Source organism: Streptomyces sp. WAC04114 (assembly GCF_019733245.1).
GTDB lineage: Bacteria > Actinomycetota > Actinomycetes > Streptomycetales > Streptomycetaceae > Streptomyces > Streptomyces massasporeus_A.
Genome location: NZ_JAIGQA010000011.1, coordinates 54,934 through 79,726, shown reverse-complemented (window position 1 = coordinate 79,726; position 24,793 = coordinate 54,934). Strand labels below are relative to the sequence as shown.

At 71.6% G+C, this 24,793-nt stretch carries 22 protein-coding genes; 8 read left to right on the top strand and 14 right to left on the bottom strand.

Features of this window, described 5'->3' with window-relative positions; translation table 11 throughout:
• Nucleotides 1–162 precede the first annotated feature (162 nt).
• Nucleotides 163–1,350 carry a lactonase family protein gene (locus tag K4G64_RS05905; RefSeq protein ID WP_221754959.1) on the top strand — a complete coding sequence of 396 codons (1,188 nt, stop codon included), beginning with the start codon at nucleotides 163–165 and terminating at the stop codon, nucleotides 1,348–1,350.
• On the opposite strand, the gene K4G64_RS05900 is transcribed toward K4G64_RS05905, so the two are convergent.
• Both K4G64_RS05900 and K4G64_RS05895 read right to left on the bottom strand, forming a co-directional pair.
• Nucleotides 1,318–2,046, bottom strand: a complete 729-nt coding sequence (locus K4G64_RS05900) for a DUF2470 domain-containing protein (RefSeq protein ID WP_221754950.1) — start codon at nucleotides 2,044–2,046, stop codon at nucleotides 1,318–1,320. The genes K4G64_RS05905 and K4G64_RS05900 overlap by 33 nt on opposite strands.
• Before the next feature lie 84 nt (nucleotides 2,047–2,130).
• The gene (locus K4G64_RS05895) at nucleotides 2,131–2,739 is read right to left on the bottom strand and encodes a TetR/AcrR family transcriptional regulator (RefSeq protein ID WP_221754949.1); all 609 of its coding nucleotides are present in this window, start codon (nucleotides 2,737–2,739) and stop codon (nucleotides 2,131–2,133) included.
• Between the two features lie 109 nt (nucleotides 2,740–2,848).
• Between K4G64_RS05895 and K4G64_RS05890 the strand changes: the two genes are divergently transcribed.
• Nucleotides 2,849–4,345, top strand: a complete 1,497-nt coding sequence (locus tag K4G64_RS05890; RefSeq protein WP_221754948.1) for a cytochrome P450 — start codon at nucleotides 2,849–2,851, stop codon at nucleotides 4,343–4,345.
• Here the strand turns inward: K4G64_RS05890 and K4G64_RS05885 are convergent.
• The 11 genes from K4G64_RS05885 to K4G64_RS05835 form a co-directional block, all read right to left on the bottom strand.
• Nucleotides 4,307–5,149 (bottom strand): pentapeptide repeat-containing protein, encoded by an 843-nt coding sequence (locus K4G64_RS05885; RefSeq protein WP_221754947.1) that lies wholly within the window; start codon nucleotides 5,147–5,149, stop codon nucleotides 4,307–4,309. The genes K4G64_RS05890 and K4G64_RS05885 overlap by 39 nt on opposite strands.
• Before the next feature lie 30 nt (nucleotides 5,150–5,179).
• Complete coding sequence (sigJ, locus tag K4G64_RS05880) at nucleotides 5,180–6,091, bottom strand: RNA polymerase sigma factor SigJ (RefSeq protein ID WP_221754946.1); 912 nt, start codon at nucleotides 6,089–6,091, stop codon at nucleotides 5,180–5,182.
• Between the two features lie 33 nt (nucleotides 6,092–6,124).
• On the bottom strand, nucleotides 6,125–6,859 hold the full coding sequence (locus K4G64_RS05875; protein ID WP_221754945.1) for a PIG-L deacetylase family protein: 735 nt from the start codon (nucleotides 6,857–6,859) through the stop codon (nucleotides 6,125–6,127).
• A 50-nt stretch (nucleotides 6,860–6,909) separates the two neighbouring features.
• The gene (locus K4G64_RS05870) at nucleotides 6,910–8,211 is read right to left on the bottom strand and encodes an alpha/beta fold hydrolase (RefSeq protein ID WP_221754944.1); all 1,302 of its coding nucleotides are present in this window, start codon (nucleotides 8,209–8,211) and stop codon (nucleotides 6,910–6,912) included.
• A gap of 131 nt (nucleotides 8,212–8,342) precedes the next feature.
• On the bottom strand, nucleotides 8,343–9,368 hold the full coding sequence (locus K4G64_RS05865; RefSeq protein ID WP_221754943.1) for a LacI family DNA-binding transcriptional regulator: 1,026 nt from the start codon (nucleotides 9,366–9,368) through the stop codon (nucleotides 8,343–8,345).
• An 84-nt stretch (nucleotides 9,369–9,452) separates the two neighbouring features.
• Nucleotides 9,453–10,877, bottom strand: a complete 1,425-nt coding sequence (locus tag K4G64_RS05860) for a BNR repeat-containing protein (RefSeq protein ID WP_221754942.1) — start codon at nucleotides 10,875–10,877, stop codon at nucleotides 9,453–9,455.
• Nucleotides 10,878–10,893: 16 nt separating this feature from the next.
• Entirely contained in the window at nucleotides 10,894–11,214 is a 321-nt protein-coding gene (locus K4G64_RS05855; RefSeq protein ID WP_221754941.1) for an L-rhamnose mutarotase, read from the bottom strand.
• 17 nt (nucleotides 11,215–11,231) lie between these two features.
• Nucleotides 11,232–12,314, bottom strand: a complete 1,083-nt coding sequence (gene rhaS, locus K4G64_RS05850) for a rhamnose ABC transporter substrate-binding protein (protein WP_221754940.1) — start codon at nucleotides 12,312–12,314, stop codon at nucleotides 11,232–11,234.
• A gap of 101 nt (nucleotides 12,315–12,415) precedes the next feature.
• Nucleotides 12,416–13,408, bottom strand: coding sequence for an ABC transporter permease (locus K4G64_RS05845; protein ID WP_221754939.1), 993 nt, complete (start codon nucleotides 13,406–13,408; stop codon nucleotides 12,416–12,418).
• A complete protein-coding gene (locus tag K4G64_RS05840) occupies nucleotides 13,401–14,441 on the bottom strand; it encodes an ABC transporter permease (protein WP_221754938.1) in 1,041 nt (346 codons plus the stop codon). Before K4G64_RS05840 ends, K4G64_RS05845 begins: the two co-directional genes overlap by 8 nt.
• The gene (locus K4G64_RS05835; RefSeq protein ID WP_221754937.1) at nucleotides 14,438–15,955 is read right to left on the bottom strand and encodes a sugar ABC transporter ATP-binding protein; all 1,518 of its coding nucleotides are present in this window, start codon (nucleotides 15,953–15,955) and stop codon (nucleotides 14,438–14,440) included. Before K4G64_RS05835 ends, K4G64_RS05840 begins: the two co-directional genes overlap by 4 nt.
• A gap of 272 nt (nucleotides 15,956–16,227) precedes the next feature.
• Here K4G64_RS05835 and rhaI point away from each other — a divergent pair, with 272 nt between their 5' ends.
• The 6 genes from rhaI (at nucleotide 16,228) to K4G64_RS05805 (ending at nucleotide 23,926) form a co-directional block, all read left to right on the top strand.
• Nucleotides 16,228–17,388: an L-rhamnose isomerase gene (rhaI, locus tag K4G64_RS05830; RefSeq protein WP_221754936.1), complete on the top strand. Its 1,161-nt coding sequence runs from the start codon at nucleotides 16,228–16,230 to the stop codon at nucleotides 17,386–17,388.
• Between the two features lie 105 nt (nucleotides 17,389–17,493).
• Complete coding sequence (locus K4G64_RS05825) at nucleotides 17,494–19,533, top strand: bifunctional aldolase/short-chain dehydrogenase (protein WP_221754935.1); 2,040 nt, start codon at nucleotides 17,494–17,496, stop codon at nucleotides 19,531–19,533.
• Complete coding sequence (locus K4G64_RS05820) at nucleotides 19,530–20,993, top strand: rhamnulokinase family protein (RefSeq protein ID WP_221754934.1); 1,464 nt, start codon at nucleotides 19,530–19,532, stop codon at nucleotides 20,991–20,993. The genes K4G64_RS05825 and K4G64_RS05820 overlap by 4 nt, the downstream gene beginning before the upstream one ends.
• Nucleotides 20,994–21,063: 70 nt before the next feature.
• Nucleotides 21,064–21,819 carry a (Fe-S)-binding protein gene (locus K4G64_RS05815; RefSeq protein ID WP_221754933.1) on the top strand — a complete coding sequence of 252 codons (756 nt, stop codon included), beginning with the start codon at nucleotides 21,064–21,066 and terminating at the stop codon, nucleotides 21,817–21,819.
• On the top strand, nucleotides 21,816–23,294 hold the full coding sequence (locus tag K4G64_RS05810) for a LutB/LldF family L-lactate oxidation iron-sulfur protein (RefSeq protein WP_221754932.1): 1,479 nt from the start codon (nucleotides 21,816–21,818) through the stop codon (nucleotides 23,292–23,294). Before K4G64_RS05815 ends, K4G64_RS05810 begins: the two co-directional genes overlap by 4 nt.
• A complete protein-coding gene (locus K4G64_RS05805; RefSeq protein WP_221754931.1) occupies nucleotides 23,291–23,926 on the top strand; it encodes a lactate utilization protein C in 636 nt (211 codons plus the stop codon). The genes K4G64_RS05810 and K4G64_RS05805 overlap by 4 nt, the downstream gene beginning before the upstream one ends.
• Before the next feature lie 8 nt (nucleotides 23,927–23,934).
• Here the strand turns inward: K4G64_RS05805 and K4G64_RS05800 are convergent, their stop codons facing one another.
• Nucleotides 23,935–24,729: an SDR family NAD(P)-dependent oxidoreductase gene (locus K4G64_RS05800; protein WP_221754930.1), complete on the bottom strand. Its 795-nt coding sequence runs from the start codon at nucleotides 24,727–24,729 to the stop codon at nucleotides 23,935–23,937.
• Nucleotides 24,730–24,793: the final 64 nt, after the last annotated feature.

The following is a 24,793-nucleotide window of genomic DNA, read 5'->3' as shown; positions in this document are numbered from 1 at the left end:
GGCCGGGACTGCCGGACCGCCGGGGCGGGTCGGGGCCGGGACTGCCGGACCGCCGGGGCGGGTTGCGTCTCACGCAACGCCCCGCGCCGTTGTTGCACGCGGAGGCCGGGAAACGTCAGGGTGGCTGTCACGACGGGGACGAGTGACGATCTGAGGGGCGACATGGACAGTGGTGGCTGGAGCAGGCGCCGATTCGTCGGTGCGCTGGCGGGCGGGACCGCCGCGGCGGCGCTGCCGTCCTGTGACAACGCACCCGCGCCCGCGACGACTCCGACCACCGCCCCGGAGCCGACGACGTCACGCGAGGCCCGCCGCCCCTCCGGGCCCCGCCCGCTCTACCTCGGCACCTACACCTCCGTCGAGGGCGGCGGCGAGGGCATCGGCCTGGCCACGTACGACACGGCGACGGGCCGGATCACCGGTGTCGGCACGATCCCCGGCGTCGGCGACCCGTCGTACCTCGCGGTCCACCCGGACCGGGGCACGCTGTACGCGGTGGACGAGCGCGACGACGGCGCGGTGACAGCCGTCCGGCTGTCCGACCGGAAGGTGCTGGGCAGCCGGAGCACCGGCGGGGCGGCGCCCTGCCATCTTTCGGTGCATCCGGGCGGGCGCTGGCTGCTCAGCGCGAACTACGGCTCGGGCAGTGTGGCCGTGCACCCCATCGACGCCTCGGGCGCTCTCGGCGAGCGCACCGACCTCGTCCGGCACACCAGCCCGCCGCCCGGCCCCGGCCAGGAAGGCCCGCACGCCCACCAGTTCCTCACGAGCCCGGACGGGGGCCATGTCCTCGCCGTCGATCTGGGCACGGACACCGTCTACACCTACCGGCTGGACGAGAAGACGGGCACGCTCACCGAGGTCGCACAGGCGCACACCCGGCCGGGCGCCGGACCGCGTCACCTCACGTTCCACCCGGACGGCCGGTACGCCTACCTGGCCAACGAGGCCGACAACACCGTCGCGGTCTGCTCGTACGACAAGGGCTCCGGCCGGGTGACCGTCGGCGAGGCGCAGTCCACGGGCACCGGGTCGGGCACGAACTATCCGGCGCAGATCCTGGTGACCGCCGACGGCCGTCACGCCTATCTCGCCAACCGCGGCCACAACAGCCTCACCCGCTACGCCGTCGAGGCGGACGGCGCCCGGCTCCGGCTGCTCGGCACGGTGCCGGTGGGCGGGGATTTCCCCCGGCAGATCGCCTTCTCGCCGGAGGGCACGCTGCTGTTCGCGGCGAACCAGAAGTCCTCCACGGTCACCGTCTTCCATGTGGACGGGGCGAACGGCGCACTGCGGCGCGCAGGGGAATCGTTCCCCTCACCCGTCGTCGTCTGTGCGCTGCCGCTGTAGGGCCCGCGGGCAGGACGCGGCGGTGGCCTGGCCGAGCAGGACGTGCATGCGCTCGGTGAGCTGCGCGACGTCGTCCGCGGGGGCGTGAAAGGCAAGGCGTACGTCGCCGTGGGTGCGGGCCCGTTCGATGCGCAGCGTCAGTCCGTGCCGGTCGACGGCGAGCGGCTGGACGCGGACCGCGCCGTGCAGGCTGTCGGAGTCCACGAGCCGGGTGAGCCGCTCGACGGCGTCGGCGTGGCAGTCGGCGAGATGGGTCAGCAGCCGGGCCTCGGCCGCGGTGAGCGGGTCGGGCACGGCGACGGCGAACTCGTCGAGGTCCACGACCACCGAGCCGGACGGCTGCCGCAGCACGACCCGCGTGGGTGTGAAGACGAGCCGCTCCCCCTCGACGGCGAACCAGCCCGCGAGCCACAGCCGCGAGCGGACCCGGCCCCGGACCGGGACGGGCGCGACGTCGGCGAACTCCAGCACGGCGGACGGCTCCCCGCGGGGCGCGCAGATCGCGACCGCGAGCAGGGCGCTGTCCTCCGGCACCTCCACGACCACCCGGCCGTCCTCGCCCACGGTGTGCGCGCCGACCAGTTCCTCTCGCGTGCCCTCCGCGGTCACGGAGCAGGACCACGCGGCGGCGAGCACCGAACGCGCCCGCTCCGCCGCGGCGGGAGCCGCCGTCCAGCTGTGGCTGTCGTCACCCATCCCAGACCTCCTTAGGTAAGCCTCACCTAACCTATCGAAGATCGGGGTGCACGCCAACCACGGCACGTGCTCTTTGCGACACCTTCAGGGAGTGAGGACGCCGAGCAGGGCGCGCGTACACAGCTCGCGCACCTGCCCCCGGTCCAACTCCGTGCCGCGCAGCCACTCCAGGCAGACGGCCGTGGTGAACGCCAGCCAACCCCGCACCGCAAGCCGGACCTCCGGCCGCTCCTCGAAGGCGGGCCCGAACTCGGGGTCCGCGGCGAGCGCGGCGAGGATCTGCCGCTCCTGCGCGGCCAGGGCGCGCTGGTAGACCCGCCGGACCGCCTGGTCCCCTGCCGCGTCGGCGCGGTGGAAGGCCCGGTAGCCGTGCGCGTGCGCCTGGACGTACTCCAGGAACGTCTCGAGACCGGCCGCGAGTTGCTCGCGGACCGGCAGGCCCGGCACCGCCGCCGTCATGCGCAGCATGCGCTCGCTCTCGCGCTCGACGACCGCCGCGAAGAAGTCCCGTTTGGTCGGGAAGTAGTGGTACAGCAGCCCGCGCGACACCCCGGCGATCTCGGCGACCTGCTCGATCCACACGTCGTCGTAGGGGCTCTCCGAGAACAGCCGGGCCCCGACCGACAGGAGCTGCTCCCGGCGCTCCTCGGTGCTGAGCCGACGGCGCGTGCGCCCGCCCTGGTTCGCGGCCATGCCCGCACTCTACTTGACGTCAGTTCAACAACCGGACCAGACTGAACCGCGCTATTGAACCCACGTACAACACGTGCGAACCCGCCGCCGGATCAAGGGAGATCGCGTCATGACCCAGGCGCCGATACGGACCGGGGAGCCCAAAGGTTTCCGGAGTGCCGAGCTGGGCTGGCCGGAGCTGGACCGCATTCCGCATCCGCCGCGCCGGATCCCCCTTCTCGGCGACGTGGTGGGCGTGAACCGGAGCACTCCTCTGCAGGACTCGCTGCGCCACGCCCGCCGACTGGGGCCGGTGTTCCGGCGGAAGGCGTTCGGCAAGGAGTTCGTGTTCGTGTGGGGCGCCCGGCACGCGGCCGACCTCGCGGACGAGTCGCGGTTCGCCAAGCACGTGGGGCTCGGCGTGGCCAATCTGCGGCCGGTCGCCGGGGACGGCCTGTTCACGGCGTACAACCACGAGCCGAACTGGCAGCTGGCGCACGAGGTGCTCGCGCCGGGGTTCAGCCGCGACGCCATGGCCGGCTACCACCCGATGATGCTGGACGTCGCCCGGCGGCTGACGGAGCACTGGGACCGGGCGGCGGCGACGGGCCGGGCGGTGGACGTGCCCGGCGACATGACCAAGCTGACGCTGGAGACGATCGCGCGCACCGGCTTCGGGCACGACTTCGGATCGTTCGAGCGCTCCCGGCCGCATCCCTTCGTGACCGCGATGGTGGGCACGCTGACCTACGCGCAGCGGCTCAACACCGTGCCCTTCCCACTGGCTCCCCTGCTGCTGCGGAGCGCGACCCGCCGCAACGCGGCCGACATCGCCCACCTCAACCACACGGTCGACGAACTGGTCCGGGCCCGGCGCGCCACCGGAGGCGGCGCCGGTGACCTCCTCGACCGCATGCTGGAGACCGCCCACCCCGAGACCGGGGAACGGCTGGCGCCGCAGAACGTCCGCCGCCAGGTCATCACCTTCCTCGTCGCCGGGCACGAGACCACATCGGGCGCACTCTCCTTCGCCCTGCACTACCTCGCCCGCCACCCCGAGGTCGCGGCCCGCGCCCGCGCGGAGGTGGACCGGGTCTGGGGAGGCACGGAGGAGCCCGCCTACGAGCAGGTGGCCCGGCTGCGCTACGTCCGCCGGGTGCTGGACGAGTCGCTGCGGCTGTGGCCCACCGCGCCCGCGTTCTCCCGGGAGGCCCGGGAGGACACGGTGCTGGCCGGGGAGCACCCGATGCGGCGCGGGGCCTGGGCGCTGGTGCTGACGCCGATGCTGCACCGGGACCCCGAGGTGTGGGGCGCGGACGCCGAGCGGTTCGACCCGGACCGCTTCGACGCGCCGGCCGTACGGTCGCGGCCCCCGCACACCTTCAAGCCGTTCGGGACGGGCGCGCGGGCGTGCATCGGCCGCCAGTTCGCGCTGCACGAGGCCACGCTGGTGCTCGGGTTGCTGTTGCGGCGCTACGAGCTGCGGGCCGACCCCGCCTACCGACTGCGGGTGACGGAACGGCTGACGCTGATGCCGGAGGGCCTCAGGCTGCGGCCGGAGCGCCGCACGGCGGTGCCGGAGCCGGCTTCAGACCTGCGCTGTCCAGCGCCCGGGGCGGGTGACTGAACCGGGCAGCCGGGTGCCGGCACTCCCCCGGGCCGCGTTCAGCTGCGGCTGGGTGAGGAAGAACGCCCCGGTCAGGTCGGCGTCCGTGAGGTCCGCGTCGCGCAGGTCGGCACCGATCAGGTCGGCGCCCCGCAGGTCCGCGCCGGTGAGGTCGGCGGCGATGAGGTAGGCGCCGCGGAGACTGGCTCCGCGCAGGTCGGCCCCCTGGAGACGGGCGCCCATGAGATCCGCACCCCGGCGGTCCTTCCGGCGGCCCTTGGTGCCGGCCCTGGCCAGCTCGCTCGTCCTCAGCAGCAGGACGTTGACCTCCTGGCGGTGCGCCGCCACGTCCAGCCCGGCGAGCTCCTCGGGCGTCCCGGCGGTCAGCTCCTCGGTCTTCGCAAGGGCTCTGCGCAGCTCGGCGTGGACGGGACGGGCCGCGGGCAGGGCGAGCGCCTCGGTCAGGTACCACAGCAGCTCGTGCAGCTGCCGGACCGTCGGGAACACGTCGAACATGCGGCGGGCCCGCTCCGGCGGCCCGGTCCGCCAGTCCTGCCCGCCGAAGGTGATCTGCGAGACCTGCTGCCCGGCGCCGAAGCAGTCGTAGACCGTGCAGCCGGTGAATCCCTGCTGCCGGAGCCTGGCGTGGATGCCGCAGCGGTGGTCCTCCCGGAGGTTGCGGCAGGGCGTGCCGGCGGCCTTGTCGACGGCGAAGTCGGCCGAGGCGGCGAAGGGCAGGGCGACGCAGCACAGCCCGAAACACCGCTCGCAGTCGCCGCGCAGTTCCGCCCGCTCGGCCTGATGATCTCCCATGCCGTTCAGCATACGAAACGACAGGTCACCGGTCGGGTGCGGTCACCCCGCGCCCCCGGGCGCCACCAGCCGTTCCAGCCGCTCGGGGTCGGCCAGGATGTACATGCCGGTGATGAGGCCGTCGGCGATCGTGACGCCCATGACCGACTGCATGCGGCCTTGCTGCCTGTTGATCATTCCGACCGAGCCGTTGACCAGTACCAGCTCCGCGGACCGTGCGAACGGGGCGAACATGAGCGCCTGCTCCGCCACCGCCTTCGCGCCCCGGACCAGCTTGGAGGCGGCCGCTCCGCGCACCAGGGCTCCCGAGTCGGCCCGCAGCAGCACATCCGGGTGCAGGAGGGCCACCAGTGCCTCGAAGTCACCGGCGCGCGAGGCGGCCAGGAAGGCGTCGAGCACCTGCTTCTGCCGGCCGAGGTCGGGCTCGTTCGACGGCGTCGCGCCGCGCACCCGGCGCCGGGCGCGGCTCGCCAGCTGCCGGGTCGCCGCGGCGCTGCGCTCCACGATCGGCGCGATGTCGTCGAACGGCACGGCGAACATGTCGTGCAGCACGAACGTGAGCCGCTCGTCGGGCGCCAGGTTCTCCAGCACCACGAGCAGGGCCAGGCCCACCGAGTCGGCCTGGAGCACCTCTTCGGCCGGGTCGATGTGCGACAGGGGCCGGAGCACCGGGTCAGGGACGAACGCCCCCACGGTGTCCTGGGTGTCGCCCATCGGCTCCTCGCGGCGGGCGGTGCGCGAGCGCAGCATGTCCAGGCAGACCCGGCCGGTCACCGTGGTCAGCCAGCCGCCGAGGTTCTGGATGTCGTCCGTGTCGGTGCGACTGAGCTTCAGCCAGGCCTCCTGGACGGCGTCCTCCGCCTCGGAGAGCGATCCGAGCATGCGGTAGGCCACCGCCTTGAGGTGTCCGCGGTGCTCCTCGAACCGATGGGCCAGTTCCTCGCTGCCTGTCATGGTCTCCCCCGTCGCCTGCCGGTCAAGGGCTGATCATCTGCTGAACAGTTCGAACGCCACCGCCGGCCGGGCCCCGAACCGCTCCCCCGTCCTCTCGGCGTGCTGCGTCAGGAAGCCACGCACGTACGTCTCCGGGTCCTCACTGGTCAACACCTCGATGTACGTGCGGTGTTCCAGCAGGGAGCGCACCGCCCGCTCCAGGCCGGGCGTCGCGTCGACGGCGTGCGTGGGGGTGCTGGATCCCGCGACGGCGACCCAGCGCACTCCGTCCCAGGGGTCGAGGCCCTGCTTGACGAGCTCCGGGAAGATCCACCGGTTGCCTGCGTCACCGGCCGCGTCGAGCGTGGCCCGGCCCACGGCCACGTGGTCCGGGGTGTTCCAGGCGACGCCGCCCCAGGTATCGCGGTGGTTGAGCGTGATGACCAGCTCGGGCCGGTGTCTGCGGATGGCGGCGGCGATGTCGCGGCGCAGCGCGGTGCCGTACTCGATGACCCCGTCCTCGTGGTCGAGGAACTCCACCTCCGAGACGCCGACCACCGCCGCGCTCGCCCGCTGCTCCCGCTCGCGCAGCGGGCCGCACCGCGCGGGCTCGATGGTGTCGATGCCCGCCTCGCCCCGGGTCGCGAGCACGTAGGCGACCTCGCGGCCCTCGTCGGTCCAGGCCGCGATCGCCGCCGAGCAGCCGTACTCCAGATCGTCCGGGTGCGCCACGACCGCGAGGGCACGCCGCCAGTCCTCGGGCATGGGCTGCAGTTGAGTGGTCGTCATGTCCGCAGACTAGTCCGCGCCACCGGCATCACCGGGCGTACGGCACGGCATCAGACCTCGCCCCGTACGAGCGCCAGCAGCCGGTCCAGGACGCGGGGACCGCCGGCGCGGATGCCGTCGTGCTCGAACTCGTCCGTGATCCAGGTGCGCAGCCCCCGGATCGTGCGGGCGGTGCGCAGGGAGTGGGCCGTGTCGACGTACATGTCGTCGTGGTAGACGGCCGCCACCACCGGCACGGTGTTGGCGGCGAGGCGGGCGGGGTCGTACAGGGGCGTCCAGTCGGTGCGGGCGGCCAGCAGGTCGGCGGTCTCGCGCAGCGGGCGCAGCGCCGGGTCGCAGTCGAACATCCAGGGGTGAATCGATTCTCCGGTGAACAGGAGGGGCTCGTCGCCCGCGAGGGCCTTGGCGGCGTCGAACTGCGGGAACTCGGCGCGGACCCGCTCGGCCGACCAGGCCGTGGGCCGGGTGTCCTGTCCGTAGATCGACTCGTGGACCAGGGCGTACAGCGGGTGGCGGGCGAAGGAGAGCATGGCCTGCGCCTGCTCCTGGAACGCGTCGGAGAGCGTGGAGCCCTGCGGGGTGCGGACGAAGGCGTTTTCCAGGAGGTAGTGCAGGCGGTGGGTGCCGTCACCGGTGCCGAGGGCGATGCCGAGGGACTGGAAGGCCTCGACGGTGAGCCGGTAGCCGTTCGGCAGGACCACGTCGTGGTGCAGCAGGTGCTCGGCGATGCGGCGGGCGCGCTCGACGTCCTGCGGGTAGCGGGCGTAGTGGGCGGCGACCTTGCGTTCGATGCGCGGGAAGGCTGCCCGGTAGACGTCGTCGGCGTGGGCGTCCAGGGCGGGCAGGCCGCCGGTGATCACGGCCGTCGCCAGGCCCTCGGGGGCGAGGGACAGGTAGCTGGTGACGCAGAAGCCGCCGAAGCTCTGGCCGAGGACGGTCCAGGGCCTGCCGCCGGTGAGCTCGGCGCGGATGGCCTCGCAGTCCCGGACGATCGCGTCGGCACGGAAGTGCGTGAGGTAGCCGGCCTGCTCGGCCGGGCCGCCGCGCAGCGGGAGCGTCTGGCGGTTGGCGGGTGTGCTGTGGCCGGTGCCGCGCTGGTCGAGCAGCAGGACGCGGTACTCCTTGAGGGCCCGGCCGAGCCAGCCCGGCCGGCCGACGGAGCGGTCCGCGCCGAAGCCGGGGCCGCCCTGGAGGTAGAGCAGCCACGGGAGGTCCTGGTGCGTCTTGTCGCTCGCGACGACCTCGCGGGCGTACAGCTCGATCGTCTCGCCCCCGGGGCGGTCGTGGTCGAGGGGGACGGTGAAGCGGCGGTCGGTGAGGACGACTCCGGGCTGACGGTAGCTGACGGTCAACAGGGCTCCCGGGACGGGCGGATTTTCGGGCCGCGTCCCAGTTCATCACAGCGATCGTCCGGGGGTGAGCCCTTCGATCATGAAATCTTGCTGAACGACAGTTCAGGCTGGGCCTGATTGGCCGTTCGGGCTCAGCGGGTGGACAGGCTGGAGCGGCGGACCACCAGCTCGGGCTGGAGGACGACCCTGCGGTGCTCGTGTGCGCGCGCCGCGCCCTCTTCCTCCGTCTCCTCCAGGAGCAGGTCGGCGGCCATGGCTCCCATGGTGACGGCGGGCTGCCGCACCGAGGTGAGCGGGACGGCCGCGGCGGCGGCGAACTCGATGTCGTCGTAGCCGACGATGGCGAGGTCGTCGGGGACGCCGACACCGGCCGCGTACATGGCCTGCAGGACGCCGAGGGCGAGCAGGTCGTTGGCGCAGAACACGGCGGTGGGCCGGTCGGCGAGGCCGAGCAGCCGGGCCCCGGCGTCGCGGCCGGCGGCGACGTCCAGCCGTTCGGTGGGCAGCTCGCGCAGCGCGTCGGGGCCGAGCCCCGCCTCGGCGAGCGCCTCCAGGGCGCCCGTACGCCGGTCGCGGACCTGGTTCAGGCCGGGCGGGCCGCTGACGTACGCGAGGGAGCGGTGCCCGGCGTCGACGAGGTGGCGTACCGCGAGGGCGCCGCCGGCCACGTCGTCGACGGAGACCGAGCACTCGGTGGTGCCCTCGGCGACCCGGTCGACCAGGACGAACGGGATGTTGTGCCGGCGGAACGCCTCGATGTTGCGGCCGGTGGCGTCGGCCGGGGTGAGCAGCACGCCGCGCACCCGCTGCTCGGCGAAGAGCGACAGGTACTCGGCCTCCTCACCCGCGTTCTGGGCGCTGTTGCAGACCATCACACCGAGTCCGGCCCGGCGTGCGGCCCGCTCGGCGCCGCGCGCCACGTCGACGAAGAAGGGGTTGCCCATGTCGAGGACGAGCAGCCCCATGATGCGGCTGCGGCCCGCGCGCAGCTGGCGCGCGGACTCGCTGCGGACGTAGCCGAGCCGGTCTATCGCGGACAGCACGCGGGCCCGGGTCTCGGTCGCGACCGTGTCCGGGCGGTTGATCACGTTCGAGACCGTGCCGACGGAGACTCCGGCGACGCGGGCGACGTCCTTGATACCCACCGACTGGGCCATCGGGCAGGGACCTCCAGAGGAGAGACGGGGGGCGGCCGGGGCGGCCTCACATTACCGGCAGGCCGCCCCGGGAACCGGATGCGGTCAGGCGGGCAGGCGGAAGTCCGTCACGTGCAGCGCCGAGGGCGTCGTGCCGCTGGATCTCTCCTGGTGCATGACCGACAGCACCCCGTCCTGCGCGACCCGCGTCTCGTCGATGACGACCTCGCCGAAGGCGTTGAGTCCGCTGCCGCCGAAGAGGATCCTCCAGTCCGTGTACCCGGAGGCGGCGGAGGCCCCCGCGATCCGGCCGAACGGGAAGATCGCGTACGCGTTGTCGTACGTGTCCAGGATCAGCTTGGTGCGCTGGCTGGAGTTCAGCGGGACCGGTATCTCGGTCTTCTGCCAGGTGCCGGAGGCGTTCTTGCGGACGTGGAAGGCACGGCCGTTGGCGGTCCGGTCGGCCACGTAGTTCGTGGTGCACTGGCCGAAGCGGCCGGGCACGTAGGAGATGATCGCGTGCGGCCGGCCCGCGGAGTCGGTGAACTGGCTCTCCTGGTTCATCAGGGAGTGGTCGGGGTTGAGCGGGCCGATCACCAGGCCGGCGTCGGTCACGGACACCTTGTCGGAGCCGCCCGTCACACCCACCACGGTGCCGGCGTCGTTGCGCCAGGTGCGGCCGCGGTCGTCGGAGTAGACGTAGCCGGTGTCGTGGTTGGTGATGCCGCCGCCGTTGCACATCACGGCGCCGTTCTGCTCGCGCCAGGTGAAGAAGGAGTGCAGCCGGCCGTTACAGTCGTAGTCGATGCCGTGCAGGTACATGTTGCGGGCCGTCGAGGAACCGTGCTCGCTCGTGTACGTGCCGGTCGAGGCGGACCACTCGCCGAGGTCGGTCCACTTGGTGCCGTCGTACTCGGCGAGGGCGTTGCGGCCGTTGCCTGAGACGGCGACGCGGTAGCTCAGCTGGAGCTTGCCGTCGGGCGTCGAGACGAACTGCGGATAGGTGAACTGCGACGTGAGCGCCACCCCGTCCAGGGTCGACCGGGGCGCCCCGAAGCGGCTCGCGGTCCAGCTCAGCCCCGCGGGGTTGTCCATGAGCCCGGCCACGGACTTGACGTAGGTGAAGCCGTCGCTGTGGGAGTCCATGTTGAGGTGCAGCCGGCCGTCGACCCTGGAGACGCCCATGGAGATGACGTTGTGGGAGTCGCTCGCCTTGAGCGTGTGCCCGACCCTCACCGTGGACCAGGTGCTCCCGCCGAGGACCCTGCGGCCGACGACGGCGTTCCGGTCGGCGGTGTACCAGGCGGCGTACTGGTAGCCCTTGTAGGTGAGCAGGCCGTTCTTCTGGAACGCGTTGTTGTTGACCAGACCGTCGTACGACACGAAGAAGATCGCCTGGCCGTCGAGCGTGGTGGTGCCGGTCCGGGTGACGGAGGGGCCGGGGCCCGCGGCCCGCGCGGTACCGGAGGCGAGCCCGGGGGTCACCACGGCACCGGCGAGGGCGGCCGCCAGCAACGTACGTCTGTGCATCTCGTGGACTCCATCGTCATGCGAGGTGGAACACTTCGGTGAGCGGTTTCATGGCCTCGTCGGGCCGGGCGCCGTCCAGTGACTCGAAGAACGGCGCCATCTCCGCCTGCCAGCGGGCGTTGACGTCGGTGGCTTCCATGGCGGCCCGGGCGGCGACGAAGTCCTCGGTCTCGAGGTAGCCCACGAGCAGTCCGTCCTCGCGCAGGAAGAGCGAGTAGTTGTGCCAGCCGGTCTCCGAGAGTGCCTCCAGCATCTCGGGCCACACCGCGGCGTGCCGCTCGCGGTACTCGTCGAGGCGCTCCGCCCGGACCTTCAGCAGGAAGCACACACGCTGCATCGACGACCTCCCAGGGTCTAGAAGTTGAACTGGTCGATGTTCTTCGCGTCGAACACGGTCGGCTTGCCGAGGCTGATCACGCCGTCCTTGCCGATGGTGTACTCGCCCATGGAGCCGGCCTTGAAGGTCTCGCCCTCCCTGCCGGTGATCTGCCCGGAGGACAGAGCCACGGCGGTGCGCGCGGCCAGTTCGCCGAGCTTGGCGGGGTCCCACAGCTCGAACGCCTCGACGGTGCCGTTCTTGACGTACTTGCGCATGTCGTTGGGGGTGCCGAGGCCGGTCAGCTTGACCTTGCCCTTGTACTTGGAGCCCGACAGGTACTGGGCGGCGGCCTTGATGCCGACCGTGGTCGGGGAGATGATCCCCTTGAGGTTCGGGTACTCCTGGAGCAGGCCCTGGGTCTGCTGGAAGGACTGCTGGGCGTCGTCGTTGCCGTACGCGGTCTTCACCAGCTTCATGTTCTTGTACTCGGGCTTCTTCAGCTCGTCCTTCATGAAGTCGATCCAGGTGTTCTGGTTCGTCGCAGTCTGCGCGGCGGACAGGATCGCGATCTCGCCCTTGTAGTCGATCTGCTGGGCGAGCAGCTGTACCTCGGTACGGCCCAGGTCCTCGGCGGAGGCCTGCGAGACGAAGGCGTTGCGGCAGTCGGCCGTGGTGTCGGAGTCGTAGGTGACGACCTTGATGTCGTTCTTCATGGCCTGCTTGAGCGCGGTGCACAGGGCGCCGGGGTCCTGCGCGGACACGGCCATCGCGTCGACCTGCTGCTGGGTGAGCGTGTTGACGTAGGAGACCTGCCCGGCGGTGTCGGTCGCGCTGGACGGCCCGACCTCCTTGTAGCTGGACCCCAGCTCCTTGAGCGCCTTCTCGCCGCCCTTGTCGGCGCTGGTGAAGTACGGGTTGTTGACCTGCTTGGGCAGGAACCCGACGGTGAGGCCCTTCTTGGTGGCCGCGTTCGGATCCGCCTTGCCGGCGGTGGCGGCGCTGCCGCCCTCGTTCGCGACGTCCTTCTTGGTGGTGCCGCCGCAGGCGGTGAGGGCCAAGGCGAGGGAGGTGGCCGTGACGAGGGCAGCACAACTGCGGCGGAGAGTCGACTTACGCATGACGGATTCCTTTGAAAGAGGTTGGGGGGAAGCGCCGCTGACGCGGGGCTGTATCGATCTGCGGCTCCGCCGCGTGGGCGCGACCAGCCACGGACAACGGGTCAGCCGGACGATTGAGCACGCACGACGGCGATCTGCCGCGCCACCCGGGGCCCGAGCACGGAAAGCACAAGCAACACACCGGTCACGACGATCTGCGACTGCGCCGAGACATCCTGAAGGCTCATCACGTTCTGCAGCGCCCCGAGCAGAAACACCCCGGCGATCGCACCGCCCAACGTCCCCTTGCCGCCGTCGAAGTCGATACCGCCGAGCAACACGGCCGCCACAACGGACAGTTCGAGGCCGGTCGCGTTGTCGTACCGCGCACTCGCGTAGTGCAGCGCCCAGAAGATCCCGGTCAGCGAGGCCATCAGCCCGGTCAGCGTGAACAGGATCAGCTTCTGCCGCTTGACCCGGACGCCGGCGAACCGCGCGGCCTCCTCGCTCGCGCCGATCGCGAACAACGACCGCCCGAACGGCGTGGCGTGCAACGCCACCACGGCGATGGCGAGCATGACGAGGAACGGCAGGAAGGCGTAAGGGATGAACGTGTCGCCGATCCGCCCGGCCGCGAAGTCCAGGTACTGCGTGGGGAAATCGGTCACCGCGTCGGAGCCGAGCACGATCTGGGCGATGCCCCGGTAGGCGGCGAGGGTGCCGATGGTCACGGCGAGGGACGGCAGCCCCAGCCTGGTCACCAGCAGACCGTTGATCAGACCGCACACCACACCCAGCAGCAGGCAGATCGGGATGATCGTCTCGATGGTCATGCCCTGGTTCCACAGGGCGCCCATCACGGCACCGGACAGTCCGGCCGTGGAGGCGACCGACAGGTCGATCTCGCCGGAGACGACCAGCAGGGTCATCGGCAGCGCGATCAGGGCGATCGGCAGCGTGTTGCCGATGAGGAACGACAGGTTGAGCGCGTTGCCGAAGCCGTCGACGAACCCGAACGAGAACAGCAGGACCACGACGAGCAGGGCGCCGACCGCGGAATCCCACCGTTTCAAGGCGGACCAGCGGACCGCTCGGCTCAGGGAGATGTCAGCCATGGCGGGCGTTCCTCTTCTTGAGGGCGGAGGCCACGCGCAGCGCGACGACCCGGTCGACCGCGATCGCGAGGATGAGCAGGATGCCGTTGATCGCGAGCACCCACACGGAGCTGACGCCGAGGGCGGGCAGCACACTGTTGATGGAGGTCAGCAGCAGGGCGCCGAGGGCGGCGCCGTAGACGCTGCCGGAGCCGCCGGTGAAGACGACGCCGCCGACCACGACCGCGCTGACGACGGTCAGTTCGTAGCCGTTGCCCGTGCCGGAGTCGACGTTGCCGAAGCGGGCCAGGTACATCGCGCCGGCCAGTCCGGCGAGCGCACCGCAGAAGGTGTACGCGGCGAGGATCCGCTTGCGGACGGGGATGCCGGCGAGGCGGGCCGCCTCGGGGTTGGAGCCGAGGGCGTACAGCTCGCGGCCGCTGCCGTAGTGCTTGAGGTAGTACGCCGTCGCCACGAGCACCGCCAGTGCGATCAGCGCCAGGTACGGCACCGCCCAGATGCCGCCGGAGCCGAAGTCGACGAACCCGCCGGGCAGATCGGCCGCGGTGATCTGGCGGGAGCCGACCCAGATGGAGTCGATGCCGCGGATGATGTAGAGCGTGCCGAGGGTGACGACGAGCGCGGGCACCTGGCCGAGGCTGACGAGCAGTCCGTTGAGCAGTCCGAAGCCGATGCCGAGCAGGACCGCCAGCGCGATCGCGACGACCGGGTTGCCCCCGCCCTGGAGATACGTTCCGGCGGCGAAGGCGCTGATGCCGAGGGTGGATCCGACGGACAGGTCGACATTCCTGGTGATGACCACCAGGGACTGGCCCGTGGCGACCAGGACCAGGATCGTCGCGTTCAGCAGCAGGTCCTTGATGCCCTGCTCGGACAGGAACTCGCTGTTGCCCGCCTGGGTGACGCCGATCATCACCAGGAAGACGAGCAGGATGGCGAGTTCGCGCATCGTGAAGACGCGGTCGACCAGCCGGGTGCCGCTCGACTTGGGCACGTCGGCCACGGGGGCTTCTCGCGGGGTGACGACCGTCATGCGGCGGCCCTCCCGGTGGCTGCGGCCATCACGGTTTCCTCGGTGGCGTCGGAGCGCGATATCTCGGCGGTGAGCCGGCCCTCGTGCATCACCAGCACACGGTCGGCCATGCCGAGGATCTCGGGCAGGTCTGAGGAGATCATCAGGACGGCGACGCCGTCGGCGGCCAGTTGTGACAGCAGCCGGTGCACCTCGGCCTTGGTGCCGACGTCGATGCCGCGGGTCGGTTCGTCGACGATCAGCACCTTCGGGCCGGTGGCCAGCCACTTGGCGAGGACGACCTTCTGCTGGTTGCCGCCGGAGAGCGTGCTGACCGTGTCGGCGATCCGGGCGTACTTCACCTGGAGCTTGACGGCCCAGTCGAGGGAGCGGCTGCGCTCGGCGCCGCGGTCCATCAGCCCGGCCTTCACGGTCGTCCGCAGCCCGGTGAGCCCGATGTTCCGCTCGATGGACATGTCCATCACCAGGCCCTGGGCGCGCCGGTCCTCCGGGACCAGGGCGACTCCGGCCGCCATGGCTGCGGAGGGTGCGCCGTTGGCCAGGGACTTGCCGTGGACCGAAACGTCGCCGGCGTCCCGGCGGTCGATGCCGAACACCGCCCGGGCGACCTCGGTGCGCCCGGCGCCGACGAGCCCGGCCAGGCCGACGATCTCGCCGTGCCGGACCTCGAAGGAGACGTCGGTGAAGACCCCCTCCCGGGTCAGCCGGCGCACGCTCAGGGCGACTTCGCCCGGTGTCACGTCCTGCTTGGGGTAGAGCTCGTCGAGGTCGCGGCCGACCATGCGGCGGACCAGGTCGTCCTCGGTCATGCCCTCCAGGGGCTCGCCGGCGACCCAGGCGCCGTCGCGCAGGGTGGTGACCCGGCGGCAGATCTCGAAGATCTCCTCCAGCCGGTGGGAGATGAACAGCACGGCGGCGCCTTGGTCGCGCAGGGTGCGGACGACGCCGAAGAGCCGGGCGACCTCGCTGCCGGTGAGGGCGGCGGTCGGCTCGTCCATGATCAGGACGCGGGCGTCGAAGGAGAGGGCCTTGGCGATCTCGACGATCTGCTGGTCGGCGATGGACAGGCCCCGGGCGGGCCGGTCGGGGTCGAGTTCGACCCCGAGGCGCTTCATCAGGGCGGCGGTCGCGTTGTGGGTGGCCTTGTGGTCGATCCGGCCAAGAGCGCGGCGCGGCCGACGGCCCATGTAGATGTTCTCGGCGATCGACAAGTCGGGGAAGAGCGTGGGCTCCTGGTAGATCACGGCGATGCCGGCGTCGCGGGCGTCGCCGGGTCCGTGGAAGACGACGGGCGCACCGTCGAGCAGCACCTGGCCGGCGTCCGGGCGGTGCACTCCGGCGAGCGTCTTGATGAGGGTGGACTTGCCGGCACCGTTCTCACCGGCGAGTGCGTGCACCTCCCCGGGGAACAGCTCGAGGGAGACGTCCCGCAGTGCACGGACCGCGCCGAAGGACTTGGAGACGTCCCTCAGCGCGAGAACCGGGGCCGGACCCGTGGTGGACGGGTGGGTCATGAGGGCTCCTCGACGACGCCGGCGGGTCGACCCTCCCGACGTCGTGAAAGGTTTCAACTGGGTTGCCGGGACGTTAGGCGGGCCGCGCATGTCACGTCAATGGGTTCCGGTCGAAAAAGTTTCGAGGACAGTTCAAGGACAGGCAGTCACGCGAGGGTCACGGGAAACCGCCTCGGCCGGAGGGGTTGACACCCCTTCGGGGGGCCCATAACTTCGCGTCCTGAATCGTTTCATTCAGTGGTCGTCACGACCCGATGTCACAGGAGCCTGACGTGACCGAGCTCGCCGCGGTGAAGGCCGCTCTCAAGACACAGGCCGTCGAGACGCCGTCGTGGGCCTACGGGAACTCGGGCACGCGCTTCAAGGTGTTCGCGCAGCCGGGTGTGCCGCGCACTCCGTTCGAGAAGCTGGACGACGCGGCGAAGGTGCACGAGTTCACCGGCGTCGCGCCGACCGTGGCCCTGCACATTCCGTGGGACGAGGTCGACGACTACGCGGCGCTGGCCAAGCACGCCGAGCAGCGGGGCGTGAAGCTCGGGGCGATCAACTCCAACACCTTCCAGGACGACGACTACAAGCTCGGGAGCATCTGCCACCCGGAGGCTTCGGTGCGGCGGAAGGCCGTGGATCATCTGCTGGAGTGCGTCGACATCATGGACGCGACGGGTTCGGCGGATCTGAAGCTGTGGTTCGCCGACGGGACGAACTATCCCGGGCAGGACGACATCCGGGAGCGGCAGGACCGCCTGGCCGAGGGGCTCGCCGAGGTCTACGAGCGGCTCGGGGACGGGCAGCGGATGCTGCTGGAGTACAAGTTCTTCGAGCCGGCGTTCTACTCGACGGACGTGCCGGACTGGGGTACGGCATACGCCCACTGCCTGAAGCTGGGGCCCAAGGCGCAGGTCGTCGTCGACACGGGGCATCACGCGCCGGGGACGAACATCGAGTTCATCGTGGCGACGCTGCTGCGTGAGGGGAAGCTCGGCGGGTTCGACTTCAACTCGCGGTTCTACGCGGACGACGACCTGATGGTCGGGGCGGCCGATCCGTTCCAGCTGTTCCGGATCATGTACGAGGTGATCCGGGGTGGGGGGTTCACGCCCGACGTCGCCTTCATGCTCGACCAGTGTCACAACATCGAGGCGAAGATCCCGGCGATCATCCGGTCGGTGATGAACGTGCAGGAGGCCACGGCGAAGGCGCTGCTGGTCGACGGTGACGCGTTGCGGGAGGCGCAGCGGGCGGGGGATGTGCTGGAGGCGAACGCCGTGGTGATGGATGCGTACAACACGGATGTGCGGCCGTTGCTGCGTGAGGTGCGGGAGGAGATGGGGTTGGACGCCGAGCCGCTGGCCGCGTATCGGCGGTCCGGGTGGGGTGAGCGGATCGTGGCCGAGCGGGTCGGTGGGCAGCAGGCCGGCTGGGGAGCGTGAGCGTCTGCCGGGTTCTGTTCGAAGCGGGCTGCGGACCGGTTGTGGCTGGTCGCGCAGTTCCCTGCGCCCCTGAGGTACACACTCTCCGTTGCAAAGGAACTGTTCATGGCTGTTCATCCCGAAGCTGCCGCTCTTCTCGCCCGGTCGCACCGGCTCGGGGCCGATCCCCGGAACACGAACTACGCCGGGGGCAACGCCTCCGCCAAGGGCACCGAGACCGACCCCGTGACCGGGGGTGACGTCGAGCTGATGTGGGTCAAGGGGTCCGGCGGTGATCTCGGGACGTTGACCGAGGCCGGGCTCGCGGTGCTGCGGCTGGACCGGATGCGGGCGCTCGTGGACGTGTACCCGGGGGTCGAGCGCGAGGACGAGATGGTCGCCGCGTTCGACTACTGCCTGCACGGGAAGGGCGGGGCCGCGCCGTCCATCGACACCGCCATGCACGGGCTGGTGAGGGCCGCGCACGTCGATCATCTCCACCCGGATTCGGGGATCGCGCTCGCCTGTGCCGCCGACGGGGAGAAGCTGACCGCCGAGTGCTTCGGGGACAGCGTGGTGTGGGTGCCGTGGCGACGGCCCGGTTTCCAGCTGGGGCTGGACATCGCCGCCGTGAAGGAGGCCAATCCGAAGGCCGTCGGGTGCGTGCTCGGCGGGCACGGGATCACCGCCTGGGGGGCCACCGCCGAGGAGTGCGAGCGGAACTCGCTGCACATCATCCGGACCGCCGAGCAGTTCCTCGCCGAGCGGGGCGGGGCCGAGCCCTTCGGTCCGGTGATCGAGGGGTACGCCGCGCTGAGCTCCGGTGAGCGGCGGGAGCGGGCCGCCGCGCTCGCCCCGTACGTGCGGGCCCTCGCCTCGCAGGACCGGCCCCAGGTCGGGCACTTCGACGACTCCGAGGTCGTGCTCGACTTCCTCGCGAGCGCGGAGCACCCGCGGCTCGCCGCGCTCGGGACGTCCTGCCCGGACCACTTCCTGCGGACCAAGGTCCGGCCGCTGGTGCTGGACCTGCCGCCGAGTGCCCCGCTCGACGAGGCGATCGCCCGGCTGAAGGAGCTGCACGCCGAGTACCGCGAGGAGTACGCCGCCTACTACGAGCGGCACGCCGAGCCCGACTCCCCCGCCATGCGCGGCGCCGATCCGGCGATCGTGCTGGTGCCGGGCGTGGGCATGTTCTCCTTCGGCAAGGACAAGCAGACCGCCCGGGTCGCGGGCGAGTTCTACGTCAACGCCATCAACGTGATGCGCGGCGCCGAGGCCGTGTCCACGTACGCGCCGATCGAGGAGTCCGAGAAGTTCCGGATCGAGTACTGGGCGCTGGAGGAGGCCAAGCTCCGGCGGATGCCGGAGCCCAAGGCGCTGGCGACCCGGGTGGCGCTGGTGACGGGTGCCGGCAGTGGCATCGGGAAGGCCATCGCGCACCGGCTCGTGGCCGAGGGCGCGTGCGTGGTCGTCGCCGATCTGAACGCGGAGAACGCCGAGGCCGTCGCCGAGCAGCTGGGCGGCCCCGACAGGGCCGTCGCCGTGACGGTGGACGTCACCTCCGAGGAGCAGATCGCCGAGGCGTTCCGGGCGGCCGTGCTGGCCTTCGGCGGGGTCGACCTCGTCGTCAACAACGCGGGCATCTCGATCTCCAAGCCGCTGCTGGAGACCTCCGCCGAGGACTGGGACCTCCAGCACGACATCATGGCGCGCGGCTCCTTCCTCGTGTCGCGGGAAGCGGCCCGGGTGATGATCGCGCAGGGGCTGGGCGGCGACATCGTCTACATCGCTTCCAAGAACGCCGTGTTCGCCGGTCCCCACAACATCGCCTACTCCGCCACCAAGGCCGACCAGGCCCACCAGGTGCGGCTGCTCGCCGCCGAGCTGGGCGAGCACGGCATCCGGGTCAACGGGATCAATCCGGACGGTGTCGTGCGCGGCTCGGGCATCTTCGCCGGCGGGTGGGGCGCCGAGCGGGCCGCGGTGTACGGGGTGGAGGAGGAGAAGCTGGGCGAGTTCTACGCCCGGCGGACCATCCTCAAGCGCGAGGTGCTCCCGGAGCACGTCGCCAACGCCGTGTTCGCGCTGACCGGTGGGGACCTCACCCACACGACCGGTCTGCACATCCCGGTCGACGCCGGCGTCGCGGCCGCCTTCCTGCGATGAGCGCGACCGTGAAGTCCTACGCCGCGGTCGACCTGGGCGCGTCCAGCGGGCGCGTCATGGTCGGCCGCGTCGGCCCGGACTCGCTGGAGCTGGGCGAGGCGCACCGCTTCCCCAACCGGCCCGTCCGGGTGCCCGAGGGGCTGCGGTGGGACGTGCTCGGGCTGTACGCCGGGGTGCTGGACGGCCTGAAGGCGGCCGGTGCCCACTGCGGTGGACGACTCGACTCCGTCGGCATCGACAGCTGGGCCGTGGACCACGGGCTGCTGGACGCGGACGGGGCGCTCCTCGGCAACCCCGTGCACTACCGCGACTCCCGGACGCAGGGTGTCGCGGAGAAGGTGTGGGCGACCGTACCCGCGGCGGAGCTGTACGCGGCGACCGGATTGCAGTACGCGCCCTTCAACACCCTCTACCAGCTGACCGCCGCGCGCTCCACGGCTCAGCTCGCTCAGGCCCGGCGGCTGTTGCTGGTGCCGGACCTGCTGACGTACTGGCTGACCGGCGAGCAGGGCACCGAGCTGACCAACGCGTCCACGACCCAGCTGATCGATCCCCGCACGCGCGACTGGGCGTTCGACATCGCTTCCCGGCTCGGCATCGACCTGGACCTGTTCGCGCCGCTGCGGCACCCCGGCGATCCGGCCGGGCTGCTGCGCGGCGAGGTGCTGGAGGAGACCGGGCTCGCCGGTCCGGTGCCGGTGACGGCCGTGGGGTCGCACGACACCGCCTCGGCGGTCGCCGCCGTACCCGCGTCGGGCGAGCGGTTCGCCTACATCTGCACGGGCACCTGGTCGCTGGCCGGTCTGGAGCTGGACGCGCCGGTGCTGACCGAGGAGAGCCGGGCCGCCAACTTCACCAACGAGCTGGGCCTGGACGGCACGGTCCGCTACCTGCGGAACATCATGGGGCTGTGGCTGCTCCAGGAGTGCGTGCGGGCCTGGGGCGAGACGGACCTGGGCGCGCTGCTGCTGGAGGCGTCCAAGGCTCCGGCGCTTCGGTCGGTCGTGGACGCGGGGGACTCGGCGTTCCTGGAGCCCGGGCGGATGCCGGAGCGGATCGCCGAGGCGTGCCGGGTCTCGGGGCAGCCGGTGCCCGAGTCGCCGGCCGAGGTGACGCGCTGCATCCTCGACTCCCTCGCCCTCGCGCACCGCAAGGCCGTCCAGGACGCCCAGCGGCTCGCGGGGCACGCGGTCGACGTCGTGCACGTGGTCGGGGGCGGCACGCGCAACGCGCTGCTGTGCCAGCTGACCGCCGACGCGTGCGGGCTGCCGGTCGTGGCCGGGCCGACCGAGGCCGCCGCGCTGGGCAACGTCCTCGTACAGGCGCGGGCGCACGGGCTGGTCGGTGACCTGGCCGGAATGCGGCGGCTGCTCGTCACCACACAGCCGCTCACCCGGTACGAGCCCCGGGGCGGGACCGAGCGGTGGCGCGCCGCGCAGGCCCGGCTCGCCGGGGAGTGATGGGGTCTCCCCCCGGCCTCGTCCCCCTACTACGCTGCACTCATCCGATGATCGACCACAAGGAGCCGCGATGCGTGTCGCCCTGTTCCTGACCTGCGTCAACGACACGCTGTATCCGGACACCGGGCGCGCCGTGGTGAAACTGCTGACCAGGCTGGGTGTCGACGTCGACTTCCCGAGCGGGCAGACCTGTTGCGGGCAGGCGCACTACAACACCGGATACCGCCATGAGGCCGAGCCGCTCGCCCGGCATTTCTCCGATGTCTTCGGCGCGTACGAGGCGATCGTGACGCCGTCCGGGTCGTGCGGGGCGATGGTGCGGGAGCTGTATCCGCGGATGGGCGAGCGGGCCCGGGCCGAGGGGCGCGGGGACACCCTCGCGGCCACGCTGGCGCCGGTGGTGCCCAAGACGTACGAGCTGACCGAGTTCCTGGTCGATGTGCTGGGTGTGACGGACGTCGGGGCGTACTACCCGCACAAGGTGACCTACCACCCGACCTGCCACGGGCTGCGCGGACTCGGGCTCGGTGAGCGGCCCCGGCGGCTGCTCCGGGCGGTGAAGGGGCTGGAGCTCGCCGAGCTGCCGGGGGCCGACGAGTGCTGTGGGTTCGGCGGCACCTTCGCGCTGAAGAACTCCGACGTCTCGGCGGCGATGGGCGCGGACAAGGTGCGCAACGCCGAGTCGACGGGTGCCGAGGTGCTGTGCGCGGCCGACAACTCCTGTCTGATGCACATCGGCGGGACGATGGCCCGGCTGCGGACCGGCATGCGGCCGGTGCACGTCGCGGAGATCCTGGCGAGCACGGAGGAGGAACCGGCCCTATGAGCGGGACGTATCTCGGGATGCCGGCGTTTCCGGAGGCCGCGCGGGCGGCCGTGGGGAACGCGACCCTGCGCGGCAATCTGCGGCACGCCACGCACACCATCCGCGCCAAGCGGGCGAAGGCCGTGTCGGAGGTGTCCGACTGGGCCGAGCTGCGCGAGGCGGGCAAGCGCATCAAGGACCACACGCTGCGCCATCTCGACCGCTACCTCGTGCAGTTGGAGGAGTCGGTGACGGCCGCGGGCGGTGTCGTGCACTGGGCCGCCGACGCGGACGAGGCCAACGAGATCGTCACGCGGCTCGTGAAGATGACCGGCGAGTCGGAGGTCGTCAAGGTCAAGTCGATGGCCACGCAGGAGATCGGGCTCAACGAGGCGCTGGAGGCCGAGGGCATCCACGCCTACGAGACCGATCTCGCCGAGCTGATCGTGCAGTTGGGCAAGGACCGGCCCTCGCACATCCTCGTCCCGGCCATCCACCGCAACCGGGGTGAGATCCGGGACATCTTCGCCCGGGAGATGAGCGAGTGGGGCCGCCCCGCCCCCGAGGGCCTGACCGACACACCGGCCGAACTCGCCGAGGCGGCCCGGCTGCACCTGCGGGAGAAGTTCCTGCGGGCCAAGGTCGGCATCTCCGGCGCCAACTTCATGGTCGCCGAGACGGGCACGCTCGTGGTCGTGGAGTCCGAGGGCAACGGCCGGATGTGTCTGACCCTGCCCGAGACGCTGATCTCGGTCGTCGGCATCGAGAAGATCGTGCCGACGTGGCAGGACCTGGAGGTGTTCCTGCAGACCCTCCCCCGCTCCTCCACGGCCGAGCGCATGAACCCCTACACCTCGACGTGGACCGGCACCACGGACGAGGACGGCCCGCGGAACTTCCATCTGGTGCTGCTGGACAACGGCCGCACCGACACCCTCGCCGACGAGGTCGGCCGGCAGGCGCTGCGCTGCATCCGCTGCTCGGCGTGCCTCAACGTGTGCCCGGTCTACGAGCGGGCGGGCGGCCACGCCTACGGGTCGGTGTACCCGGGGCCGATCGGCGCGATCCTCAGCCCCCAGCTGCGGGGCACGGGCAGCGAGATCGACGCCTCGCTGCCGTACGCGTCGTCGCTGTGCGGGGCGTGCTACGAGGTCTGCCCGGTCGCCATCGACATCCCCGAGGTGCTGGTGCACCTGCGGGAGCGGGTCGTGCAGGGCGGCGAGGTCACGCGGGCGGGCAACAAGGTGGTGCTGCGGCCCGCGAAGGGGCATGCCGCCGAGCGGGCAGCGATGCGCGCGGCCCGCTGGGCGTTCCTGCATCCGGGCGCGCTGCGCACGGGCCAGCGTGCCGCCTCCCGGACGCGTCGCTTCCATCCCCGGACGCTGCCCGGCCCCGGCCGGGCCTGGAGCGGGACCCGGGACCTGCCGCCGGTACCCGCCGAGCCTTTCCGGGACTGGTGGCAGCGCACGCACGGCGGGAAGGACGGGGACAGGTGAACAGCAGGGATCGAATCCTGGGGCGGGTGCGGCGCGCGCTGGCGGACCTGCCGGCCGACGAGACACCCGTCTCGCGGGACTACCTTCGCGAGCACGGTCAGCGGACCGTCGCGCAGACGGTGGATCTGCTCGCCGAGAACCTGGCGGACTACCGGGCGCTCGTGCACCGAACGGACCCCGGCGGGCTGGCCGGGCTGATCGGGGCACTGCTGGACAAGCGTGGGGCGGCTTCGGTGCTGGTGCCGCCCGGGCTGGACGAGGGGTGGCTGGCGGCGACCGGGGCGGCGCGTGTGGCGGACCGGTACGGGAGCACCCCGGCGGAACTGGACCGGGTGGACAGTGTGGTGACGGCCTGTGCGGTCGCGATCGCCGAGACCGGCACCCTCGTGCTGGACGGCTCTCCCGACCAGGGCCGCCGCCGGATCACCCTCGTCCCGGACCATCACATCTGTGTCGTGCGGGTGCCGGACCAGGTCGTGTCGTCCGTGCCGCAGGGACTCGAACGCCTCGATCCGGCACGCCCGTTGACGTGGATCTCCGGGCCGTCGGCGACCAGTGACATCGAGCTGGACCGGGTCGAGGGGGTGCACGGTCCGCGCACCCTGGAGGTGATCCTGGTCGGCGAGGACTGATCCGGGGCTCAGGGCAGGATCGAGTCGACGTAGCCGCCGTCGACGCGCAGGGCGCCGCCCGTGGTCGCCGAGGCCTGGTCGGAGGCGAGGTAGACGACCATGTGGGCGATCTCCTCCGGCTCGATCAGCCGCTGGAGCAGCGACTGCGGGCGGTGCTGCCGCATGAAGGCGCGCTGGGCCTCGTCCCACGGCAGGTCACGGTCGACGAGCTGGTAGACGAAGTCCTCGACGCCGCCGGTGTGGGTTGGTCCCGCGATAACCGAGTTCACGGTGACGCCGGTGCCGGCCGCCTGCTTGGCGAAACCCCGGCTCACCGCGAGCAGGGCGGTCTTGGACATGCCGTAGTGGATCATCTCGGCGGGGATGACGACCGCCGAGTCGCTGGCGATGTACTGGACGCGCCCCCAGCCGCGCTCGGTCATGCCGGGCAGGACGAGCCGGGTGAGGCGCACGGCCGACAGGACGTTGACGTCGAAGTAGCGGCGCCACTCCTCGTCGCTGATCTCCAGGGGATCGGCGGACTCGAAGACGCCGAGGTTGTTGACGAGGATGTCGACGTGGCCCAGCGCGTCCACCGCCTGCCGTGCGCCCTCGTCGGTGGTCACGTCGGCGGCGACGGGCACCAGGTCGGCGCCCGGCACCTCGCCCCGCATCCGGTCCACGGCCTCCTGCACCCGCCCGGGCGAGCGGCCGTTGACGCCCACCCGGGCGCCCGCCCCGGCCAGACCGGCGGCGATCGCGGCGCCGATGCCCTGCGTGGAGCCGGTGACCAGAGCGGTGCGGCCCTTCAGATCGATCTGCATGCCGTGAGCCCTTTCCGTGCGGGAGAGATCGAGTACCCCCGGGGGTGTCGCTGAGTACACCCTG

Coding starts and splice junctions, on each gene's coding strand:
- K4G64_RS05905 (WP_221754959.1), top strand. CDS start 163: ATGGACAGTGGTGGCTGGAGCAGGCGCCGATTCGTCGGTGCGCTGGCG.
- K4G64_RS05900 (WP_221754950.1), bottom strand. CDS start 2,046: ATGGGTGACGACAGCCACAGCTGGACGGCGGCTCCCGCCGCGGCGGAG.
- K4G64_RS05895 (WP_221754949.1), bottom strand. CDS start 2,739: ATGGCCGCGAACCAGGGCGGGCGCACGCGCCGTCGGCTCAGCACCGAG.
- K4G64_RS05890 (WP_221754948.1), top strand. CDS start 2,849: ATGACCCAGGCGCCGATACGGACCGGGGAGCCCAAAGGTTTCCGGAGT.
- K4G64_RS05885 (WP_221754947.1), bottom strand. CDS start 5,149: ATGCTGAACGGCATGGGAGATCATCAGGCCGAGCGGGCGGAACTGCGC.
- sigJ (WP_221754946.1), bottom strand. CDS start 6,091: ATGACAGGCAGCGAGGAACTGGCCCATCGGTTCGAGGAGCACCGCGGA.
- K4G64_RS05875 (WP_221754945.1), bottom strand. CDS start 6,859: ATGACGACCACTCAACTGCAGCCCATGCCCGAGGACTGGCGGCGTGCC.
- K4G64_RS05865 (WP_221754943.1), bottom strand. CDS start 9,368: ATGGCCCAGTCGGTGGGTATCAAGGACGTCGCCCGCGTCGCCGGAGTC.
- K4G64_RS05860 (WP_221754942.1), bottom strand. CDS start 10,877: ATGCACAGACGTACGTTGCTGGCGGCCGCCCTCGCCGGTGCCGTGGTG.
- K4G64_RS05855 (WP_221754941.1), bottom strand. CDS start 11,214: ATGCAGCGTGTGTGCTTCCTGCTGAAGGTCCGGGCGGAGCGCCTCGAC.
- rhaS (WP_221754940.1), bottom strand. CDS start 12,314: ATGCGTAAGTCGACTCTCCGCCGCAGTTGTGCTGCCCTCGTCACGGCC.
- K4G64_RS05845 (WP_221754939.1), bottom strand. CDS start 13,408: ATGGCTGACATCTCCCTGAGCCGAGCGGTCCGCTGGTCCGCCTTGAAA.
- K4G64_RS05840 (WP_221754938.1), bottom strand. CDS start 14,441: ATGACGGTCGTCACCCCGCGAGAAGCCCCCGTGGCCGACGTGCCCAAG.
- K4G64_RS05835 (WP_221754937.1), bottom strand. CDS start 15,955: ATGACCCACCCGTCCACCACGGGTCCGGCCCCGGTTCTCGCGCTGAGG.
- K4G64_RS05825 (WP_221754935.1), top strand. CDS start 17,494: ATGGCTGTTCATCCCGAAGCTGCCGCTCTTCTCGCCCGGTCGCACCGG.
- K4G64_RS05820 (WP_221754934.1), top strand. CDS start 19,530: ATGAGCGCGACCGTGAAGTCCTACGCCGCGGTCGACCTGGGCGCGTCC.
- K4G64_RS05815 (WP_221754933.1), top strand. CDS start 21,064: ATGCGTGTCGCCCTGTTCCTGACCTGCGTCAACGACACGCTGTATCCG.
- K4G64_RS05810 (WP_221754932.1), top strand. CDS start 21,816: ATGAGCGGGACGTATCTCGGGATGCCGGCGTTTCCGGAGGCCGCGCGG.
- K4G64_RS05800 (WP_221754930.1), bottom strand. CDS start 24,729: ATGCAGATCGATCTGAAGGGCCGCACCGCTCTGGTCACCGGCTCCACG.